Consider the following 18,467-nt stretch of genomic DNA (forward strand, 5'->3'; position numbering starts at 1 on the left):
TTCCTCCTCGGCTGCTCAGCGCGGTTCGGGGGTGGGCGGCGGCCAGCGGCGGTGCACCGGCGTGGCGGGCTCGGCGAGCAGGTGCAGGCGCGGTGCGACCCGGTCGGCGTTCGGGCCCGGTGGTCTGCGGCTGCCCGCCGACCAGGGGCCGGGCCAGTGCGCGCCCGGCCCGGTGTAGCCCTGCTCGGCGGCGGCGTGCAGCGTCCAGAGCGGGTCGTACAGCTGGGCCCGCCCGATCGCGACCAGGTCGGCCCGCCCGGCCAGGAGCACGGAGTTGGCGTCGTCGTGCCCGGAGATCGCGCCGACCGCGATGGTCGGCAGGCCGGTGGCGGCGCGGATCAGCTCGGCGAACGGGGTCTGGTACCCGCGTCCGTACGGCGGCCGCTGGTGGGCGACCACCTCGCCGGTGGACACGTCCACCGCGTCCGCCCCGCCGTCGGCCAGCGCGCGGCCGATCGTGACGGCCTCCGGTGCGGTGGTGCCGCCGGGCGCCCAGTCGCAGGCCGAGATCCGCACCAGCAGCGGCCGCCCGGCCGGCCAGGCCGCGCGGACGGCCGCCAGCACCTCCAGCGGCAGCCGCAGCCGGTGCGCGAGCCGGCCGCCGTAGCGGTCGGTGCGGTGGTTGGTCAGCGGTGAGAGGAAGCCGGAGAGCAGGTGGCCGTGGCCGAACTGCAGCTCCAGCGCGTCGAATCCGGCCCGTGCCGCGCGTTCCGCCGACTCGGCGAAGTCCGCGACGACGGTGGCCAGTTGGGCGGCGGTGGCCGCGTGCGGGGGAGGGCTGTCCGGGCCCCAGGGGAGCGGGGAGGCGGCGAGCAGCGGCCAGCCGTCGGCGAGTGGGCGCCCGATCCCGTCCGGGCCGGGTGCGGCGGTGGCGCCCCGGCGGCCGGCGTGGGTCAGCTGGAGGCCGACCGGGGTGTCGCTCACCGCGCGGACGGCGTCGACGAGTTCGCGCCAGGCCGCCTCCTGGCGGTCGTTCCACAGCCCCGGGCAGCGGTCGGTGGCCCGCCCCCCGGGGCTGACGGCGGCCATCCCGGCGAGGACCAGCCCGGCGCCGCCGAGCGCGTGCGCGGTCAGCTGGGCCCGGTCGAAGCCGCTGGGCAGGGTGTCGGTGGAGGTGAAGGTGGCGAGCGGGGGCACCACGACGCGGTTGCGCAGCTCCAGGGCGCCGAGCTTCAGCGGCCGGAACATCGGCGGCACACCGGGCGGGCCGCCGGCGGCGGCGTCCACCGCGTCGACGAAGTCGGGGTCGCGGGCCCGCAGGTTGCCGTAGGTGACCCGGCGGCTGCGGGTGAGCAGGTTGAACGCGAACCGGTCGGCGCCCTGCGCGCTGCGCCGCTCCACCGTCTCGAACCACTCCAGGCTCGCCTGCGCCGCTCGCTGGGTGGACTCCACCACCGGGCGCCGCTCCGCCTCGTAGGCGGCCAACGCCTGCTCCAGCGCCGGCTGTTCGTGCAGGCTCGCGGCGAGCGCGAGGGCGTCCTCCAGGGCGAGCTTGGTGCCCGAGCCGATCGAGAAGTGCGCGGAGTGCGCCGCGTCGCCGAGCAGCACCACGTTGCGGTGGCGCCAGCGGGCGTTGCGCACGGTGGTGAAGCGGATCCAGCGGGAGGCGTTCGGGATCAGCCGGTGGCCGTCCAGGTGCCCGGCGAGCAGGTCCGCGCAGCGCCGCACGCTCGCCTCGTCGCTCGCGCCGCGGGCCGGCTCCCGGGCGGCGAGGGCGGCGAGGGCGGCGAACCCGGCGCGGCGCCAGGCGTCTTCGGCGATCTCCACGATGAAGGTGGAACGGGTCGCGCTGTACGGGTAGGCGTGCACCTGGAGGGTGCCGAAGTCGAACCGCTCGACGATGAAGGTGAAGGCCTCGAAGACCTTGTCGGTGGCGAGCCAGATGTAGCGGCAGTGCCGCTCGTCCAGGTCGGGTCGGAAGGTGTCGGCGTAGGCCGCGCGGGTGCCCGAGTGGATGCCGTCGGCGGCGACCACCAGGTCGTACTCGGCGGCGAGCCGGTCGACCGGAGGGGCGGGGGTGCGGTAGCGCACGTCCACCGCGAGCTGCTCGCAGCGCTGTTGCAGGATCGCGCGCAGCCGGTTGCGGTCGAGTGCCGCGAAGCCGTGCCCGCCGCAGGTGCGGACCTCGCCCGCGTAGTGCACGTCGATGTCGCTCCAGCGGGCGAACTCGGCGCCGATCGCGGCGAAGACCTCCGGGTCGGCCTGGGCGATGCCGTCCAGCGTCTCGTCGGAGAACACCACGCCGAAGCCGAACTCGTCCTCCCGGCCGTCGCGTTCGAAGACGGTGATCTCCCGGTGCGGTGCCAGCCGTTTGGCGAGCGCGGCGAAGTAGAGCCCGCCCGGACCGGCGCCGATCACCGCGATGCGGCGGGCCGCGGTGGTGCGGGCGGCGGTGCTGCTGCGGGCCGGGGTGGTCACCGCACCACCTCCGGCTGTTGCGGTCCGGCCTCGGCCAGCGCGCGGCGCACCGGCGCGGGCCAGGGTTCGGCGCCCTTGGCGTTCGGCGCGGCGTGCACCACCGACATCCGCCCGGACGCGGCCAGGCCGTGCGGGCCGTGCACCTCGAAGGCGTAGTGCAGCGAGGAGCCGCCGACCCGGACCACCCGCAGCTCGGTGCGGACCAGGTCGCCGAACCAGAGCCGCTCGCGGTAGTCGGCCTCGAAGTGCACCCGCGGGATCCGCCCGAACAGCTCGGCCAGGCCCAGCCGGCGCAGCAGCGCCGCCTCCGCGGCCTCGGCCCAGCGCTGGACGGCCGAGAAGTGGTAGTGCCCGGCCGCGTCGGTGTCGGACCACTCGACCCGCCGCTCGATCGCCACGCTGGCCGGGGCGGTCGCGGCCAGCCGGCGCAGCTCGGCGCGGTGCAGCTTGCCGGTGGCGGTGCGCGGCAGCCGGGTGACGAACTCGACCGCGCGCGGGTACTTGTACGGGGCGATGGTTCGTTTGACGTGCTCCTGGAGGCTCCGCACCTGCTCCGGCCCGGCGGGCGCGCCCTCGCGCAGCACCACGTAGGCCTTCACCACGGTGCCGCGCCGTTCGTCCGGCGCCCCGACCACCGCGCAGTCGGCGACGTCGGGGTGGGCGGCGAGGGCCTGCTCGACCTCGGGGCCGGCGATGTTGTAGCCGGCCGAGACGATCATGTCGTCGTTGCGCGCCTGGTACCAGAAGTAGCCGTCCCGGTCGCGGACGTAGGTGTCGCCGGTGAGGTTCCAGCCGTTGCGGACGTAGTCGCGCTGGCGCTCGTCGTCCAGGTAGCGGCAGCCGGTCGGGCCCTTGACGGCGAGCAGGCCGGGCACGCCGTCCGGCACCGGTCGGCCCTGCTCGTCGAGGACGGCGGCCCGGTAGCCGGGGACGGGGCGGCCGGTCGCGCCGGGGCGGATGTCGCCGTCGGCGGCGGAGATGAACACGTGCAGCAGCTCGGTGGCGCCGATGCCGTCGATCAGCCGCTGCCCGGTGGCCGCGTGGAAGGCCTCCCAGAGGGTGGCGGGCAGGTGCTCGCCGGCCGAGACGCAGCGCCGTACGCCGGACAGGCGGTCGGCGAGCCCGGCGGCCAGGATCGCCCGGTAGGCGGTCGGCGCGGTGAACAGCACGCCGACCCGGTGCCGGTGGACCTGCTCGGCGAGCTGCTCGGGGGTGGCCTGCTCCAGCAGGAGGCTGGCGGCGCCGGCGCGCAGCGGGAAGACCACCAGGCCGCCGAGTCCGAAGGTGAAGGCGAGCGGCGGGGTGCCGGCGAACAGGTCGTCGGGGGTGGGGCGCAGGAGGTGGCGGGAGAAGGTGTCGGCGTTGGCGAGCACGTCGCGGTGGAAGTGCAGGGTGGCCTTGGGCCGTCCGGTGGTTCCGGAGGTGAAGGCGATCAGCGCGACGTCGTCGGCGGCGGTGGGCACGGCGGTGAAGCCGCCGCTCTTGGCGGCGCAGCGGGCGGTCAGGTCCTGGGGGCCGGGCCCGCCGAAGGCGAGCACCCGCAGGCCGGGTGTCTCGGCCCGGGCGAGGTCGTCCAGGTAGCGGTGGTCGCACAGGGCGATGGCGGGCCGGGCGATCCGGTGCAGTCCGGTCAGTTCGGTGGCCCGCAGCAGCGGCATGGTGCTGACGGCGACGCCGCCGGCCTTCAGGACGCCGAGCCAGCAGGCCACCAGCCAGGGGGTGTTGGGGCCGCGGAGCAGCACCCGGTTGCCGGTGGCCAGGCCGAGGTCCTCGGTCAGCAGCCGGGCCACCCGGTCGGCGTGGTCGCGCAGTTCGCCGTAGGTCCACTGGTCGGTCGGGGTGAGCAGGCAGCGGCGGTCGGGGCCGTACCGGGCGATCGTTCCGTCGAGCAGCGCCTGGGCGCAGTTCAGCCGGTCCGGATAGGACAACTCCGGTATGTCGAAGCGGAGTTCGGGCCACTGGTCGAAGGGCGGGAGATGGTCGCGGCAGAACGTGTCCACGTGCGCGGAGGGGGATAGCTCCATGGGCGGGCACCTCATCGTGCGAGCGGGGAGTGAGGCCAGTATGGCGTGTTGGTGACGCCAGTCAAGAGAGCGATACACGCATTCGGGGGAGCGGGCCCCTCGCGGCCTCACCGGTGGCCCCACCCGTGTCCCGGCGCAACGGCAGCCGCACCCGGCGACCGGTCCGGTCGGGGTGCGGCGCGTTCAAGCAGGGGCTGCGGGCGGCCGGGTCAGGCGGTGGCCCCCTGGGCGGCGGCGTCGGGCTCGCGGCCGTCCTCGGCCTGCTGGGCGCGCTCGGCCAGCAGGCGGGCGAACAGGGCCAGCACCGGAGTGGCGGCGTCGGAGCCCGGGCCCGAATCGCGGACGTACAGCAGCGTGGTGCCGACCCGCACCAGGGCCTCCGCCCCTTCCGCGCCGTGCGTCCGGGCGGCGCGCTGGTCGCCGATCGGGGGGAGGGGGACGGCGGCGGCCGCGTCGGCGCCGCCGACGTGGGCGAGCATCGCGTCGAAGGCCCGGCCGGCGGCGTCGGCGGAGGCGAAGGTGACCACGGTGAACTGTGCGCTGTGCGTGGTCACGGCGCGGAACGTCACGGTGGCGTACGCGAGTTGCTGGTCACAGGCGTCCGGGAGCAGGCAGGGCACGTCCTGGCCCGGGCCCGCTCCCGACTGCGGGCCGCTCTCCACCTGCCAGCCGCCCGGCATGGCCCGCAGGTCGGGTAGCACGCCCTGCACCTGGGCCGGGTCGCGCAGCGTCCGCCCGGCGTGGGCCAGGTCGGGCCCGCCCGGCCGCAGCAGCGGGCGCGAGCCCAGGTTGATCCCGACGGCGACCAGGGCGGCGACCACGATCAGCGCCAGCGTGACGAGGACGGGGGCGGCGCCGATCCGGGCGGCCCGGGCCTGGGCCCCGGCGACGGCCGGATCGACCCGGAGGTGGACGGTCGGCGGGTCGGCGGGCCGGCCGAGCTCGGTGGTGGCCAGGTACCGCGCGAACGCCGGGTCCGTGGTGAGCAGTTCGCCGACGGCGGCGGTCAGCCCGGCCCGCGCCCGGGCGTCCCCCGGGTTCGCCTCGACCGCGTCCACGGCCCGGGCGCCCTCCGGCGTCGCCCGCAGCCGCACCCGCACCAGATCCGCCACCGACCGCCCCGGGCCGCCCGACACCCCCTCGGCCGCCCGCACCAGCACGCCCACCACCACGGGCACCAACTCCTGGCCGTCCCCCACGGCAACTCCCCCCCGCCCAACGAGTCGTTGCCCCCACGATCCCGGACCGGGCGGCGCGGGGCCCCCGCCGGACGGAACGGAGACGGAACTGCAACCGGGCCCGGACGGGGGTGGGGCGGGCGTGACCCGCGGGGCCTCTGGTGCCCGAACGGGCCGGTCAAGGGGGCGGATCGGCCGCGAGCCGCGCCCCGACGGGGGACGGACGGATGCCGGGCGCGGCGAACCGGCGGGCGCGGCTGACCGGTGGGCGCACCCGTTCGGCCGGGGCCGGGTTCAGCGCAGGCCGCTCAGTGCAGGCCGCTCAGCGCAGGTCGAAGACCAGCCGGGCGGAGACCTTGCCGCCCAGCACCTCGTCGAAGCAGGCGTTCACCTCCTCCAAGCGGCGGGGCTCAAGGATGACGCGGGTGCGGCCGAGGGCGTGCAGCCGGAAGACCTCGGCGAGGTCCTGGCGGGTGCCGACGATCGAGCCGATCACCCTGGTGCCGTTCAACACGGTCTCGAACACCGGCAGTTCGAGCTTCCCGCCGGCCGGGAGCGCCACCAGCACGAGCGTGCCGCCGCGCCGCAGCGCACCGTAAGCGGCCTGGAAGGAGGCGTTGCTGACGGCGAGGGCGATGGCCGCGTGGGCGCCGCCGAGCCGCTGGACCTCCGCCGCGACGTCCTGGGTGCGCGCGTCGAGGACGTGGTCGGCGCCGAGTTCGCGGGCCAGGGCGAGCTTGTCGTCGGTGACGTCGACCGCGATGGTCTCGGCGCCGAAGATCCGCGCGTACTGGAGTGCGAGGTGGCCGAGCCCGCCGATGCCGGAGACCAGGACCCGGGTGCCCGGGCGGGCGCCGGAGACCTTGAGCGCCTTGTAGGTGGTGACGCCCGCGCAGGACAGCGGCGCGGCGTCGAGCGGGTCGAGGCCGTCGGGGACGGGCACCACGTAGTCGCCGTGCGCCAGCGCGTACTCGGCGTAGGCGCCGTCCACCGAGTAGCCGCTGTTGTGCTGCTGGAGGCAGAGCGTCTCCCAGCCGGAGACGCACTGGTCGCAGCGCCCGCAGGCGTCGGCCAGCCAGGGGATGGCGACCCGTTCGCCGACCCGCACGTTGCGCACCTCCCCGCCGACCGCCTCGACGATCCCCACGCCCTCGTGGCCGGGCACGAACGGCGGGCTCGGCTTGACCGGCCAGTCGCCGTGGGCGGCGTGGATGTCGGTGTGGCAGAGGCCGGACGCCTCGATCCTGACCCTGACCTGGTGCGGCGCGGGCTCGGGGACGGGGCGGTCCTCGATGACCAGCGGCGCGGTGAAGTCGTGGACGACGGCGGCCTTCATGCGCTCTCCCTCGGTCGGTGGTGATGCTGCTGGCGGCTGGGCACAGCCGTCAGCAGCATCACTCGACGGGGTGAGTGCCGCAGCCCGGACTACTCCGGACGAGTGAAGGTCAGCCGGCTGCCACCGGCATCGACATGTAGACGGCGCGCTTGCCGTAGCAGGACGGCACCGTCACCTCGCGGTGGGCGCGGTAGCCGAGCAGCCGCAGCAGGATGTCGGTGCCGCGGACCGCGACCATGGAGATCCGCTCGAAGCCCTGCTCGGACGCCTGCTCCCGGAAGTGCCGGATGAACCCCAGTGCGACGTCCCGGCCGCGCAGGTCCTCGGCGATCACCAGGTCGTGCACGTGCAGGTTGTCCGACGCGAACACCGCCTCCTCCGGCCGGTCGAGGTCCGGGCAGCGCAGCGGTGGGTACGGCAGGCTCAGCAGGTAGCCGCGGACGGCGCCGTCCTGCTCCAGCACGAAGCAGGTCCGCGGCGAGGCGAGGGCGCGGGACTGCAGCGCCTCCCGGCCCTCCGACAGGCCGTCGGCCGCGTAGGCGTCGTGCTCCAGGGCGACCACGGCGTCCCAGTCGCCCTCGGCCAGGAGCCGGATCCGGAGGTCCTCGCTCACCCGGCCGCAACCTCCGAGGCGGTGCCGAGCCCCTCCGCGCGGGAGGCGGCCACCAGCGACGCCCACGCTCCCATCAGCACCGCCCAGCGCTCGGCGTCCTCCTGCGCCTCGTCCAGGAGCTGCTGGCGCTGCTCGGCCACCGCGTCCGCGAGTTCGGCGTACTTGCCGCCCAGCTTGCGGTAGGAGCGGTCCAGGACGTCCAGGCAGTACTCGTTCCCGGCCCGGTCCCAGTCGACGCTGCCCCGCACCAGGTCGAGGATCGGCTCGACCTTCAGCCCGTGCCGCTCGTCCAGCAGCCCGCGGCCGAGGTCGATCATCCCGCCGTAGACCGGGTACAGGTACAGCATCGACAGCAGGAACTTGACGAACCGCATCTGGTAGGAGATGAAGCCGGCGCCGATGCGGCGTTCGGGCGTGTAGTAGTTGACGATGTGGCGGTTGTGGACGACGCCGGGCAGCCGGGAGTGGACCATGGCGTGCAGCAGGGCGTAGTCGCTGCCGATGGTCTTGACCGAGGGCAGCAGCGGCAGCACCTCGTAGGCCCGGTGGTCCAGCGCGATGTTGCACATGTAGACGTCCCAGATGTCGGGCACGCCGAGGACGGATTCGTCGGTGGTGAACGGCTCGGAGCCGGCGCCCTTGAACGAGACGTCCACCATCGCGTCCCGGTCCTCCTCCGGCCACACCGGCGGGGTCCACAGGCGCACCACGTCGCGGTAGATGTCCGGGTCCAACTCGTGGATCTCGCTGATGTCCACGTTGAGTTCGCCGATGAAGGAGCCGCTGACCAGCATCACCGGCTTGTCCGCGTCGGCCGGGTCGAGCTCGGAGCGGGTCACGTCGGCCGCCGCCTCGCCGGCCGGTCGGCCGATCGAGAGCAGCTCGTGGTGGATCGGGAAGATCTTCCGACCGTCGACGACCTGGAAGTCGGCGTCGTCGTTGCGCAGGTGCGCCGAGGTGCAGCCCAGGGCGGCCGCGCCCAGGAACAGCCGGTTGACGCAGGAGCCGTACGCGACGGCCGGCGGGAGCATCATGTCGAGCAGCAGTTCCGGGTCGGCGGCGCCGGAGCGCTCGGCCACCCGGCGCAGGAACTCCCGCTGCTGCGCGTTGCCGAGGTGGTGGACGACCACGCCGGGGGTGGGCTCCAGGGCGGCCACGGCGCCCGCGTTCTCCGCGAACTGGGCGGCGTCGGTGGTGTCGAGGATGAGGAGGTGCACCTCGACGTCGAAGTTCGCGACGGCGTAGGCCGCCTCCTCGGCGAGTTCCACGATGGTGTCGGGGCAGGATCGCATGGTGGGCAGGGCGAGGCAGACTCGTTGCATAACGGTGGAATCTCCGTCGGTTCGTCAGAATCGTGGCGGTGATGACGGTATGAGTGCTTTTCGCGCACCACCGTGGACTAGACCAGTTCCGAAGTCAACGATTGACAGAGCGGCTGCGGCGGGGTGGAATGCGCCCCCGCCCGACGGCTTTCCGGAGGCTCTCGGGCTTCCTTCCGGGCAGGGTGGAGCACGGGTCCGGCGGCACGCGGCGCGGGCCTCCGGGTCCGTACGCGAGGACGAATTCCCGTCACAGATCCGAACGGGCGCGCGAGCGCGGGTGGTTCATTGCCGTGCATTGCGCCGTTGGGGTCAATCCGGAGGGCGAACCTGCCGATACCCGCAACGACGTCCGTTCGCCGCCTGGAGGAGACCGCATGTCCGACCTGTGGCTGCCCGGTGCCGAGATCCACGACCTCGGCGACCACGCGCCGACCGACCAGCAGTACCCCCCGAGAGCCATCGCCCACATCACCTGGGACCGCAACGCGACCGCCGCCGCGCCGCAGGACTGGTGCACCTACGAGGACCTGGTGAACTACTTCACCGGCAGCGGCGCCGGTGACGCGCCGCACCTGGTCTGGGACCCGTTCAGCGGCCGGATCGCCCAGCTGTTCCCGGCCGACTCCCGCTCGAAGAGCCTGCTCAGCCCGACGACGAGCCCGACCCGCACCAACCGGGCCGGGCGCGTGGTGATCCAGATCGAGGCGGTGTTCTTCCCCTACTGCACCTACCAGGGCACCGTGTACCCGCGGCTGGTCGACACCCCGTGCGCGGGCTGGGACCGGATCCACGCCTGGATCGCCTCCTGGGGCGTGCCCGACGTGTGGCCGATGGGCCGGCCGGTCGACTTCACCAGCCACCGCGACGAGCAGGTGTGGGAGGCCAGCGGCGGCTGGTACGCACACGCCCACGTCCCGTTCAACGACCACACCGACCCCGGCTCCTGGCCCGACTTCACGGCCGGCCCAGGCACCCCGATCCCCTCGCCCTCGCAGCACCCCCCGGTGCCTCCGGCGGACCCGACCCCGGCCCGGTACCAGACCACCATCAACGGCCTCCCGTACGGCTACGGCGCCCAGGGCTACCAGGTCACCGTGGTCGGCCGGGGGCTCGTCGCCCAGGGCTTCGGCGCCCACTACCGCTCCGGCCCCGGGCCGAACTGGAGCGACGCGGACACCGAGAACTACGCGGACTACCAGCGGAGTCTGGGCTACTCCGGCCAGGCGGCGGACGGCGTGCCGGGGGAGAGCTCGCTGCGGCGGCTGCTCGGCTACCTGCCCGGTCCCCGGACGGTGTCGCTCGCGCACGTCGTGGCGGCGGCCCGCACCGACCCCGGGGCCGAACAGGGGCACCGGACGTACGGCGCCGAGGTGGCGATCGTCGAGCAGGCCCTGGCGGACGAGGGGCTGCTCGAACAGCGCTGGGTGGACGGCTCGTTCGGCAGCCTGACGGTCACCGCCTACGCCGGGTGGCAGCGCCGGTGCGGGTACGCCGACGCCGCCGCGGACGGGATCCCGGGGCAGGACTCGCTGCACCGGCTGGGCGCGGCGCAGGGCTTCTCCGTGACGGACTGACCGGGGCCCGTCCGTACCGGGGCACGGCGGAGGGGGGAATGCCCGGCTCGGCGGCGGGCGTTGTCCACCGCGTGACCAGCGCTGCGCCCATGACCAGGCTCTCCGTCCTCGACCGCTCCCGGACCAGACGGGGCGAGGAGCCGGCGCAGGCGTTGCGGGACACGGTGGCCTTCGCCCGCGAGGCCGAGCGGCTCGGGTACCACCGCTTCTGGGTCTCCGAGCACCACGGCGTGCCCGGGGTGGCGGGATCGGCGCCGACGGTGCTCGCCGCGGCGGTGGCGGCGGCCACCACCCGGATCCGGGTCGGCACGGGCGGGGTGATGCTGCCCAACCACCAGCCCATGGTGGTGGCCGAGCAGTTCGGGGTGCTCGCCTCGCTCTTCCCCGGCCGGATCGACATGGGGCTCGGCCGCTCGGTCGGGTTCACCGACGGCGTGCGGCGGGCGCTGGGCCGGGAGAAGGACTCCGCGGACGACTTCGGCGCCCAGCTGGCCGAACTGCTCGGCTACTTCGACGGCTCGCAGCAGGCCCACCCCGGCGTCCACGCCCGCCCGGCCGAGGGCCTGCGGGTGCCGGCCTTCGTCCTGGCCACCGGCTCGGGCGCCGACCTGGCGGCCGACGCCGGGCTGCCGCTGGTCATCGCCGCCGTCCGGGGAGAGGAACGGATGCTCGCGGCGATCGACCGCTACCGCAGCCGGTTCCGCCCCTCGGCGCAGGCCGCCGAGCCGTACGTGGTGGTCTCGGGCACGGTCGCGGTCGCCGGGAGCGCCGACCGGGCGCGGGAACTGCTCGTTCCGGAGGCGTGGTCCGGCGCGTACTCCCGCACCCACGGCGAGTTCCCGCCGCTGGCGCCCGCCGCCGAGATCCTGGCCCGGCCGATGAGCCCGCGCGAGCAGGCCGCCTACGAGCAGTCGCTGAAGGGCCACATCGCGGACACCCCGGAGCGGGCCGTCGCCGAACTCGCCGCCCTGGTGGCGCGCAGCGGCGCGGACGAGTTCCTGGTCACCACCAGCACCTACGACCGCGCCGCCCTCCTCGACTCCTACCGGCTGCTCGCCGAGGCGGTCGGCCAGGCCTGAGGCCGCCGGCCGGGCCGGGGCGGGTGGGTCAGGCCTGCGTCGCCGCCGTCCCGCTCAGCCCGCGTCGACCTCCGAGCTCAGCCCGCGTCGACCTCCGACGTCCCGAGCCGGGCGTACACCTCGGGCCGCCGCGCCCGCAGCCGCAGCGCGATGGCGACGCCCGTCAGGAACACCACCGGCACGATCGCCACCAGCGGCCAGTTGACCTCCGGCCCGGCATTGGTGAACAGGTCCAGCCGCCACACCACCAGCGCCGTCGCCCCGCACAGCAGCACGGTGGCGGCGACCGGCGCCACGACCGTCCGGAACGCCCCGGCGCTCGCGGCCGCCTCGCGATTGCGGCGGAAGAAGGCGTACACGGACAGCCCGGCGAGCGCCTGCAACACCAGGATGCCGACCACGCCGGGTGAGTTCACCCAGAGGAAGAACTGGTTGTACGGGTCGGCCCCGATCAGCGCCGCCACCACGACGGCCACCGCCGCCAGCACCGACTGCGCGATGCCGCCGATCCACGGGGAGCCGTGGCGCGGGTGGACCCGGCCGAGCGCGGCCGGGGCGGCCTGCTCGGTGGCGAGGGCGTAGCCGTAGCGGGTGATGGTGTTGTGGAAGGCGAGCAGCGCGGCGAGCAGGCTGGTCACGATCAGCACCCGCTGGAGGTCGGTGGCCCAGGCGCCGACGTAGTCGGTCATCGCGGTGAAGAACATCCCGGCCGGGTCGGCGGTGGCGGTCGCGACGGCCTCGGTGGCGCCGAAGGCCTGCACGATCATCCAGGTGATGAAGGTGTAGAAGAGGCCGAGGAAGGCGATCGCCGCGTAGGTGGCGCGCGGCACCGTCCGCCGTGGCTCGCGGGCCTCCTCGCGGTAGATGGCGGTGGCCTCGAAGCCGATGAACGCGGCGAAGGAGAGCCCGAGCACCCCGCCCATGCCCCCGGAGAACACGTTGTGCGGGGCGAACGAGGACAGGTCGAGCCCGTGCGCGCCGCCGCGCACCAGCACCGCCACGGCGAGCACGAGCAGGATGCCGGTCTCGGCGATCAGCAGCGCGCCGAGCACCTTCGCACCGAGGTCTATCGAGCGGTAGCCGAGGAGCCAGACCACCGCGACGCCGAGCAGCGCCCAGACCGGCCAGGGCAGGTCCAGGCCGAGCAGGTCGGCGGCGGTGGTGTGGGCGAAGAAGCCGAAGGCGCCGTACATGCCGATCTGGATGGCGTTGTACGAGAGCACCGCGAGCAGTGCGGCGCCGAGCCCGGCGGGGCGGCCGAGGCCGCGGGTGACGTAGGCGTAGAACGCGCCGGCGTTGCGGATGTGCGCGGTCATGGTGGTGAAGCCGACCGCGAAGAGGGCCAGGATGACACCGGTGGCCAGGTAGGCGACGGGCGTGCCGATGCCGCCGAAGGCGATCGCGAACGGTGCCACGCCGGCCATCACGGTCAGCGGTGCGGCGGCGGCCACGACGAAGAAGACGATGTCGCCGGTGCCGAGCACGCCGCCTTCCAGGCGGGCGGGGCCGGTGGAGCCGGCGGCCGCGGTGCCGGGCCCGGTGCTGTCGGGCCCGGTGTCGGGCCCGGCGCGGCCGGTGCCGGGGCCGGTGCGGGGGGAGCCGGGTGCGGTCGGGGAGGCCGCTTCGGAGGGCAGGGTCATGGGGGAGCTCTCCTGGGGTCGTACGGACGAGGGTAGAGCGGCCGGCCGCGGATCGGGTGCGGGCGGTCGACGGGGCGCGGACGCCGTGGGGGGCGTTCCGGCGGGCGGGGTACGGGGGCCCGCCCTGGGGGTCAGTGCGTGCGTCGGCCGCCGAGCCAGGTCCCGGCCACCGGGACGGCGGCCAGCTCGTCGGCCGGCACCGCGTAGGGGTCGGCCGCCAGGTGCACCAGGTCGGCCCGCATCCCGGGCCGCAGCACGCCCCACTCCGCCTCCTCGAAGGCCTGGTGCGCGACACCCGCCGAGTACGCGGCGAGGGCCTCGGTGAGACCGATCCGCTCCTCGGGCAGCCAGCCGCCGGCCGGCAGGCCGTCCGGGGTCTGCCGGGTGACGGCGGTGGCGAGACCGGCCAGCGGCTCGTAACGGGTGACCGGCCAGTCGCTGCCGAAGGAGACCCGGGCGCCACCGCGCAGCAGCGCGGCGATCTGGTACTGCCGGGCGCCGCGCTCGGGGCCGAGCCGGGGGAGGGTGAGTTCGGTCATCAGCGGGTCGGTCTGGGCCCACAGCGGTTCGAAGTTGGCGATCACGCCGAGTTCGGCGAAGCGGGGCAGGTCGGCCGGGTCGACCAGCTGGACGTGGGCGATCACCGGGCGGCGGGCGCGCAGGCCGTTGCGGCGGGTGGCGGCCTCGACGGCGTCCAGGGCGATCCGGACGCCGTGGTCGCCGATCGCGTGGATGTGCGGCTGGAAGCCGAGCGCGTCGACGGCGGTGACGGCGTCGGCCAGTTCGGCGCCGGTCCAGTTGGCGACGCCGTGGGAGTGCGGGCAGTCGCTGTAGGGCGCCAGCAGGGCGGCCGTCCCGGACTCGACGACGCCGTCGGCGAAGAACTTGACCGCCCGGGCGGTGAGCCGGCCGCGCCCGCCGGCCTCGACCCGCTCCCGGTCGGCGGCCAGGGCGGGGAGCCGTGCGCGCCAGCCGTCCGGTTCGAGCAGCAGGGCGAGCCCGGCCCGGACGGGCAGATCGTGCTCGGCGACGGCGGCGAGCCAGGTGTCGACCTGCGCGGGCTCGATCCAGGCGTCCTGGAGCCAGGTGAGCCCGGCGGCGGCGAGTGCGGCGGTGGTCTCGCGCAGGGCGGCGACCTGTTCGGCGAGCGGGGGCGGCGGGACGAGCGCGAGGACGGGGTTGAGGGCGCCGAACTCGCGCAGGGTGCCGAGCGGGGAGCCGTCCGGGCGGCGGACGATCTCGCCGCCCACGGGGTCGGGCGTGTCCGGCCCGTACCCGGCGCGGCGCAGCGCCTCGCTGTTGGCCCAGCCGGTGTGGTGGTCCATGGTGCGCAGCAGGACGGGCCGGTCGGGGACGGCGGCGTCGAGCAGCCGGGCGTCGAACAGGCCGCCCTCGGCGAGCCACGGATTGACGGCGTCCCCGGTGATCCACTCGGCCTCGGGGTGCCGGGCGGCCCAGGTGCGGACGGCCTCGACGACCTCCTCCAGGCTGGTGCAGTCGCGCACCGGCACGCCGCGCAGCCCGATGGCGCCGAGCAGCGGGTGGAGGTGGCCGTCGCCGAAGGAGGGCAGCAGGGCGCCGCCGGCCAGGTCGACGGTCTCGGTGCGGTCGTCGCGCAGGGCGAGCGCCGCGTCGCCGAGGGCGGTGATCCGCCCGGCGGTGACGGCGAGGGCGTGGGTGGCGGGGTGGGCGGGGTCTCCGGTGTGGATCCGGCCGCCGGTGAAGATCGTGTCGGCACGCATGGGGGAGCGTCCTCTCCGGGTCGTGGCAGGTGACGAGGGCGACCTGCCTAAACCGAATGGGGTTCGGTTACCGTAGGCGCGGCACCGGCGGGTGCGGAAGAGTTTTATTGAAAGCCATTCAGTAACGCTTGGGTAACGATGATCTTGGGGGTTCTCCGGAGGGCTCTCCGGCCCCCGCCCTCCCGGAGATCCTTCGGAAGGCTTCCTGAGGGACTCCCCGAGGGGCCCCGAAGGACTCCCCGAAAGACGAGGAACCGGCATGGCCAGGCCGCGCACACCCCTGCTGGACCGGCAGCGCATCGTCGACACCGCGCTGCGGTTGGTCGACGAGGCGGGCGACCTCACCATCCCCGGCCTCGCCGGCGCCCTCAAGGTCAGCCCCTCCGCGCTCTACCACCACGTCGCCGGCCGGGCCGAGATCGTCGCCCTGATGCGCGCCGAACTCGTCCGCACCATCGGCGAGCAGTCCATGTGGGACCAGCCCTGGGACGCGGCGCTGCGCACCTGGGCGCACGCCTACCGGGACGCCTTCGCCGAACACCCCGGCATCGTCCGCCTGCTCGCCACCGCCCCGCTCGCCGAACCGTTCATGCACGCGCTGTACGAGCGCGCCGTCGCCACCCTGGAGGGCGCGGGCTTCGCCGCACGGGATGTGATGGGCGTGATCACCGCCCTGGAGAGCTTCATCCTCGGCTCCGCCCTCGACCTGGTCGCCCCGGACGTCATGGTCGACGCCGTCGACCGTGACGCCACCCCGCGCCTGGCCGACGCCCTCGATGCCGTCCCCGCCGGCCGCGAACGTGCCGACCGGGCCTTCGAGCTGGGCCTCACCGCCCTGATCGCGGGTTACCGGGCGCTGCTGCCCTGACCGCCCTCCGTGCCGGGGCTGTCGGGGGCGCCGCGCCGGGGTCGGGTCGCCGCGGTTCCGCCGGGTCCGGTCCCGTTCCTCCCTCCGGTTTCTGAGCAGGCGTGATGACCTGCTAATGTTCTTCTCGTCGGGAGGGAAACAACCTCCCGAACAGGCGTCAGCGGTGCTACCAGAGCACGTCCTACTTTCAGTAGGAAGAGTCCGTGCGACCCGGGCCTGGCGCTCCACCCGAAGGGGCTCGTTCCGTCCAGCGGAACGGGCCCCTTCGTCATGCCCGGGGCTCCTTCGTCATGCCCGAGGGCCCCGGCGGCAGTCGGGCGGCGACCCGGTGGTGTAGACCTGCTCGCCCGGTCCTTCTACCGCATGACGGCGGTCGAAACCCTGCCGTGCGGCCGGTTCTCGGCCAAGCTCCCCTGCCAGGTGGTCGGCGGGTGGCGGTGGACTGCGGGCCTCGACCGTCCCCGGGCCAGCGGGTTCGCCCGGCGGCGGAGGCTGACGCCTCGTCATACCTTGGCCGGAAGTGGAGGCTACTGATGTGAATATGCCATTGGAATGTTCGTCATATGGAATCCGGCAGTAGCCTTCCGTGTCGAGCCCGCCACTGCTGGTGGCGGCCCGGCCGTGCCGTGCTGCGCCCGGCTGCCCAGACCCCCTCGAAGGAGCCGGTGTGCCGGGTATCGACGAATGCCTCGCCGGAGCGATGTCGATCTCCGGGGCACGCTCCGCGAGCCTGGTCGACTGGAGCAGCGGACTCGCGCTCGGCAGCCTCGGCGAGTGCCCGACCGGCGACCACGAGACCGCGGCCGCCGAGACAACCGACTTGGTACGGGCGGCCGTTGAGAGCCAGACCTTCACCGGGGCGGAGGACCGGCGGTCGCCGTTGCAGGACGTCATCGTCACCGCCGGCCGCAGCTACCACCTCATCTGCTTCATCGACACCGTCTTCGACAGCCGCCTCGTCCTCCACCTCTGGCTCGACCGTGCCCAGGGCAACCTCGCCGCCGCCCGCTACCGCCTCCAGGCGCTCGCCGAGGAACTGGTGCTGGGGTGAACGGGACGCTCACCGCGGCCATCGGGTTTCGGCCAGCACGCCGGACGGGCCGCCCCCGCCGCCCGCGCTCCACCGGCCGGTGGCCCGGATGACCGCCGCGCCCGCCGCCGTCCGCCCGCCCGCACCGCCGCAGACCCCCGGCGAGGCCCTCGGCCTGCTCGCCGCCCGCCGCGCCACCGGCGCCCTGTGCGGCCCGCTCGGCAGCCTGCACCTCGTCGACGGCCAGGTGGCCCACGCCGACTCCCCGCGCGCGCCCGGCCTGGCCGAACTGCTCACCGGCTGCGGCCGGATCACCCCCGGGCAGTGGGCGGAGCTGCTCCGGCTCCACGGCCCGCGCGCCCGGGTCGGTGAGGCCCTGGTCGAACGGCGGCTGCTCACCCGGGGCGAGCTCGAACTCGGCCACCTGGGCACGCTCTTCGACGCCGCGTTCTTCGTCCTCGCCGACCGGACCGGCGGCGTCTGGCGGTTCGAGCCCGACGCCCGGCACTGGCTGGGCCCGGTGGCCACGGTCGACCCCGGCCGGCTGCGCCGCGAGGTCGAGCGCCGGGGCCGGCTGCTGGAACGGATCTGGCCCTGGCCGCAGCTCGACACCGCGCCGGTCCGCCCGGTGGTGCCGGTCCCACGGTCGTCGAACCGCCCGCCCGGCCGTCGCCGACGCGAACTGCTGGACCACGCCGACGGCCGAAGAACCCCGGCGGACCTCGCGCGCCTGCTCGGCCGGTCCGGCTTCGGCGTCACGGCGGACGTCCGCCGCCTGGCCGCCGCCGGGCTGCTCGCCGCTCCGCGGCACGCCGCACCGGCGGCCGCGCCGGCGGTGGCACCGAGCGCTGCGACATCCGTGGCACCCGCGACATCCGTGGTACCCGCGACGCCCGTGGCACCTGGGGCGCCGAGGCCCGCGGCGCCCGTCGCGGAAGCCGAGGCGCCGGCCCCGGACGCGCCGGCCCCCGCCCGCCCGCCGGGAGGCCTGCACCGCCGGGTCCCCGGTGCCACCCTCACCGGCGCCACGCCGTCCGGCCCCGTGGCCCCCACCCACTCCGATCACCCGCCCACCACGGCCACGGCCCACCCGCTGGCCGTCCCCGACCCGGACATCGCGCTGCTGACCCGGGTCCGAACCCTTCTGGAGGCCCGACTTTGAACCACTCTCCACCCGCGACCCCGCCGTCCCGGCCATGAGGCGGGCGCTCAAGCAGCGTGTCGGAAGGAGACAACTGATCGCCTTGGAGACCGAACTGCTCGCCGAGCTCCGCGCCGTCAAGCAGCGCGTCCCGCACCTTGCGGGTGGCCTGGTGGCCAGCGTGGACGGCCTGTTGGTCGCGCACGACACCCACGGGGCGGAACCCTCCGGCCTGGCCGCGATGACGGCGGCCTCGCTGTCGCTGGCCCAGCGGCTCGCCGACACCACCGGCCAGGGCGAGTTCCGCGAGTCGCTGGTGCGCGGCGAGCACGGCTACGTCGCCACCTACGCGGCCGGGGGCAGTTGCGTGCTGGCCCTGCTGGCGCACCCGGACGTCAACGTCGGCCGGCTGCACCTGGAGGCCCGCCGCTCGGCCCAGCGGATCGCCGGGCTGCTCAGCGACAGCCTCCTGCCCAAGGACCCCCGCGACCCGGCCTGACCG

Annotated in this window: 14 protein-coding genes; 6 read left to right on the top strand and 8 right to left on the bottom strand. The window is 75.0% G+C overall.

What is annotated here, in order from left to right:
- Nucleotides 1-15: 15 nt before the first annotated feature.
- The 6 genes from ACIO9K_RS27005 to ACIO9K_RS27030 all read right to left on the bottom strand — a co-directional run bounded on the left by ACIO9K_RS27005 (nucleotide 16) and on the right by ACIO9K_RS27030 (nucleotide 8,891).
- Nucleotides 16-2,418 carry an FAD-dependent monooxygenase gene (locus ACIO9K_RS27005; RefSeq protein ID WP_400333773.1) on the bottom strand — a complete coding sequence of 801 codons (2,403 nt, stop codon included), beginning with the start codon at nucleotides 2,416-2,418 and terminating at the stop codon, nucleotides 16-18.
- Complete coding sequence (locus ACIO9K_RS27010) at nucleotides 2,415-4,442, bottom strand: AMP-binding protein (RefSeq protein WP_400333776.1); 2,028 nt, start codon at nucleotides 4,440-4,442, stop codon at nucleotides 2,415-2,417. The genes ACIO9K_RS27005 and ACIO9K_RS27010 overlap by 4 nt, the downstream gene beginning before the upstream one ends.
- 209 nt (nucleotides 4,443-4,651) lie before the next feature.
- The gene (locus ACIO9K_RS27015) at nucleotides 4,652-5,641 is read right to left on the bottom strand and encodes a hypothetical protein (protein WP_400333779.1); all 990 of its coding nucleotides are present in this window, start codon (nucleotides 5,639-5,641) and stop codon (nucleotides 4,652-4,654) included.
- A gap of 301 nt (nucleotides 5,642-5,942) precedes the next feature.
- Nucleotides 5,943-6,956, bottom strand: coding sequence for an alcohol dehydrogenase AdhP (adhP, locus tag ACIO9K_RS27020; protein WP_363620936.1), 1,014 nt, complete (start codon nucleotides 6,954-6,956; stop codon nucleotides 5,943-5,945).
- Between the two features lie 109 nt (nucleotides 6,957-7,065).
- Nucleotides 7,066-7,569, bottom strand: a complete 504-nt coding sequence (locus ACIO9K_RS27025) for a GNAT family N-acetyltransferase (RefSeq protein WP_363585211.1) — start codon at nucleotides 7,567-7,569, stop codon at nucleotides 7,066-7,068.
- Nucleotides 7,566-8,891 (bottom strand): DUF6271 family protein, encoded by a 1,326-nt coding sequence (locus ACIO9K_RS27030; RefSeq protein ID WP_400333783.1) that lies wholly within the window; start codon nucleotides 8,889-8,891, stop codon nucleotides 7,566-7,568. The genes ACIO9K_RS27025 and ACIO9K_RS27030 overlap by 4 nt, the downstream gene beginning before the upstream one ends.
- A 374-nt stretch (nucleotides 8,892-9,265) precedes the next feature.
- On the opposite strand from ACIO9K_RS27030, the gene ACIO9K_RS27035 reads away from it, so the two are divergent.
- Together ACIO9K_RS27035 and ACIO9K_RS27040 are read left to right on the top strand one after the other, a co-directional pair.
- On the top strand, nucleotides 9,266-10,465 hold the full coding sequence (locus tag ACIO9K_RS27035) for a peptidoglycan-binding protein (protein WP_400333785.1): 1,200 nt from the start codon (nucleotides 9,266-9,268) through the stop codon (nucleotides 10,463-10,465).
- Between the two features lie 71 nt (nucleotides 10,466-10,536).
- Nucleotides 10,537-11,544 (top strand): LLM class flavin-dependent oxidoreductase, encoded by a 1,008-nt coding sequence (locus tag ACIO9K_RS27040; protein WP_400333788.1) that lies wholly within the window; start codon nucleotides 10,537-10,539, stop codon nucleotides 11,542-11,544.
- A gap of 77 nt (nucleotides 11,545-11,621) precedes the next feature.
- On the opposite strand, the gene ACIO9K_RS27045 is transcribed toward ACIO9K_RS27040, so the two are convergent.
- Nucleotides 11,622-13,184 (bottom strand): APC family permease, encoded by a 1,563-nt coding sequence (locus ACIO9K_RS27045; RefSeq protein WP_400333791.1) that lies wholly within the window; start codon nucleotides 13,182-13,184, stop codon nucleotides 11,622-11,624.
- 131 nt (nucleotides 13,185-13,315) lie between these two features.
- Complete coding sequence (locus ACIO9K_RS27050) at nucleotides 13,316-14,926, bottom strand: amidohydrolase (protein ID WP_363620946.1); 1,611 nt, start codon at nucleotides 14,924-14,926, stop codon at nucleotides 13,316-13,318.
- Nucleotides 14,927-15,185: 259 nt separating this feature from the next.
- On the opposite strand from ACIO9K_RS27050, the gene ACIO9K_RS27055 reads away from it, so the two are divergent.
- From ACIO9K_RS27055 to ACIO9K_RS27070, 4 genes are all read left to right on the top strand, one after another.
- Nucleotides 15,186-15,794, top strand: coding sequence for a TetR/AcrR family transcriptional regulator C-terminal domain-containing protein (locus ACIO9K_RS27055; protein ID WP_363585199.1), 609 nt, complete (start codon nucleotides 15,186-15,188; stop codon nucleotides 15,792-15,794).
- Nucleotides 15,795-16,461: 667 nt separating this feature from the next.
- A complete protein-coding gene (locus ACIO9K_RS27060) occupies nucleotides 16,462-16,845 on the top strand; it encodes a hypothetical protein (protein ID WP_063350270.1) in 384 nt (127 codons plus the stop codon).
- Between the two features lie 88 nt (nucleotides 16,846-16,933).
- A complete protein-coding gene (locus ACIO9K_RS27065; protein ID WP_400333796.1) occupies nucleotides 16,934-17,986 on the top strand; it encodes a hypothetical protein in 1,053 nt (350 codons plus the stop codon).
- A gap of 82 nt (nucleotides 17,987-18,068) precedes the next feature.
- Nucleotides 18,069-18,464 carry a roadblock/LC7 domain-containing protein gene (locus tag ACIO9K_RS27070; protein ID WP_350879110.1) on the top strand — a complete coding sequence of 132 codons (396 nt, stop codon included), beginning with the start codon at nucleotides 18,069-18,071 and terminating at the stop codon, nucleotides 18,462-18,464.
- The last annotated feature ends 3 nt before the right edge of the window (nucleotides 18,465-18,467 follow it).

Source organism: Kitasatospora sp. NPDC087271 (genome assembly GCF_044744605.1).
GTDB lineage: Bacteria > Actinomycetota > Actinomycetes > Streptomycetales > Streptomycetaceae > Kitasatospora.

What these genes read in the sequence shown, in the direction of transcription:
- ACIO9K_RS27010 (WP_400333776.1), bottom strand. Translation starts at nt 4,442, where the DNA reads ATGGAGCTATCCCCCTCCGCGCACGTGGACACGTTCTGCCGCGACCAT.
- ACIO9K_RS27035 (WP_400333785.1), top strand. Translation starts at nt 9,266, where the DNA reads ATGTCCGACCTGTGGCTGCCCGGTGCCGAGATCCACGACCTCGGCGAC.
- ACIO9K_RS27065 (WP_400333796.1), top strand. Translation starts at nt 16,934, where the DNA reads ATGACCGCCGCGCCCGCCGCCGTCCGCCCGCCCGCACCGCCGCAGACC.
- adhP (WP_363620936.1), bottom strand. Translation starts at nt 6,956, where the DNA reads ATGAAGGCCGCCGTCGTCCACGACTTCACCGCGCCGCTGGTCATCGAG.
- ACIO9K_RS27030 (WP_400333783.1), bottom strand. Translation starts at nt 8,891, where the DNA reads ATGCAACGAGTCTGCCTCGCCCTGCCCACCATGCGATCCTGCCCCGAC.
- ACIO9K_RS27050 (WP_363620946.1), bottom strand. Translation starts at nt 14,926, where the DNA reads ATGCGTGCCGACACGATCTTCACCGGCGGCCGGATCCACACCGGAGAC.
- ACIO9K_RS27055 (WP_363585199.1), top strand. Translation starts at nt 15,186, where the DNA reads ATGGCCAGGCCGCGCACACCCCTGCTGGACCGGCAGCGCATCGTCGAC.
- ACIO9K_RS27045 (WP_400333791.1), bottom strand. Translation starts at nt 13,184, where the DNA reads ATGACCCTGCCCTCCGAAGCGGCCTCCCCGACCGCACCCGGCTCCCCC.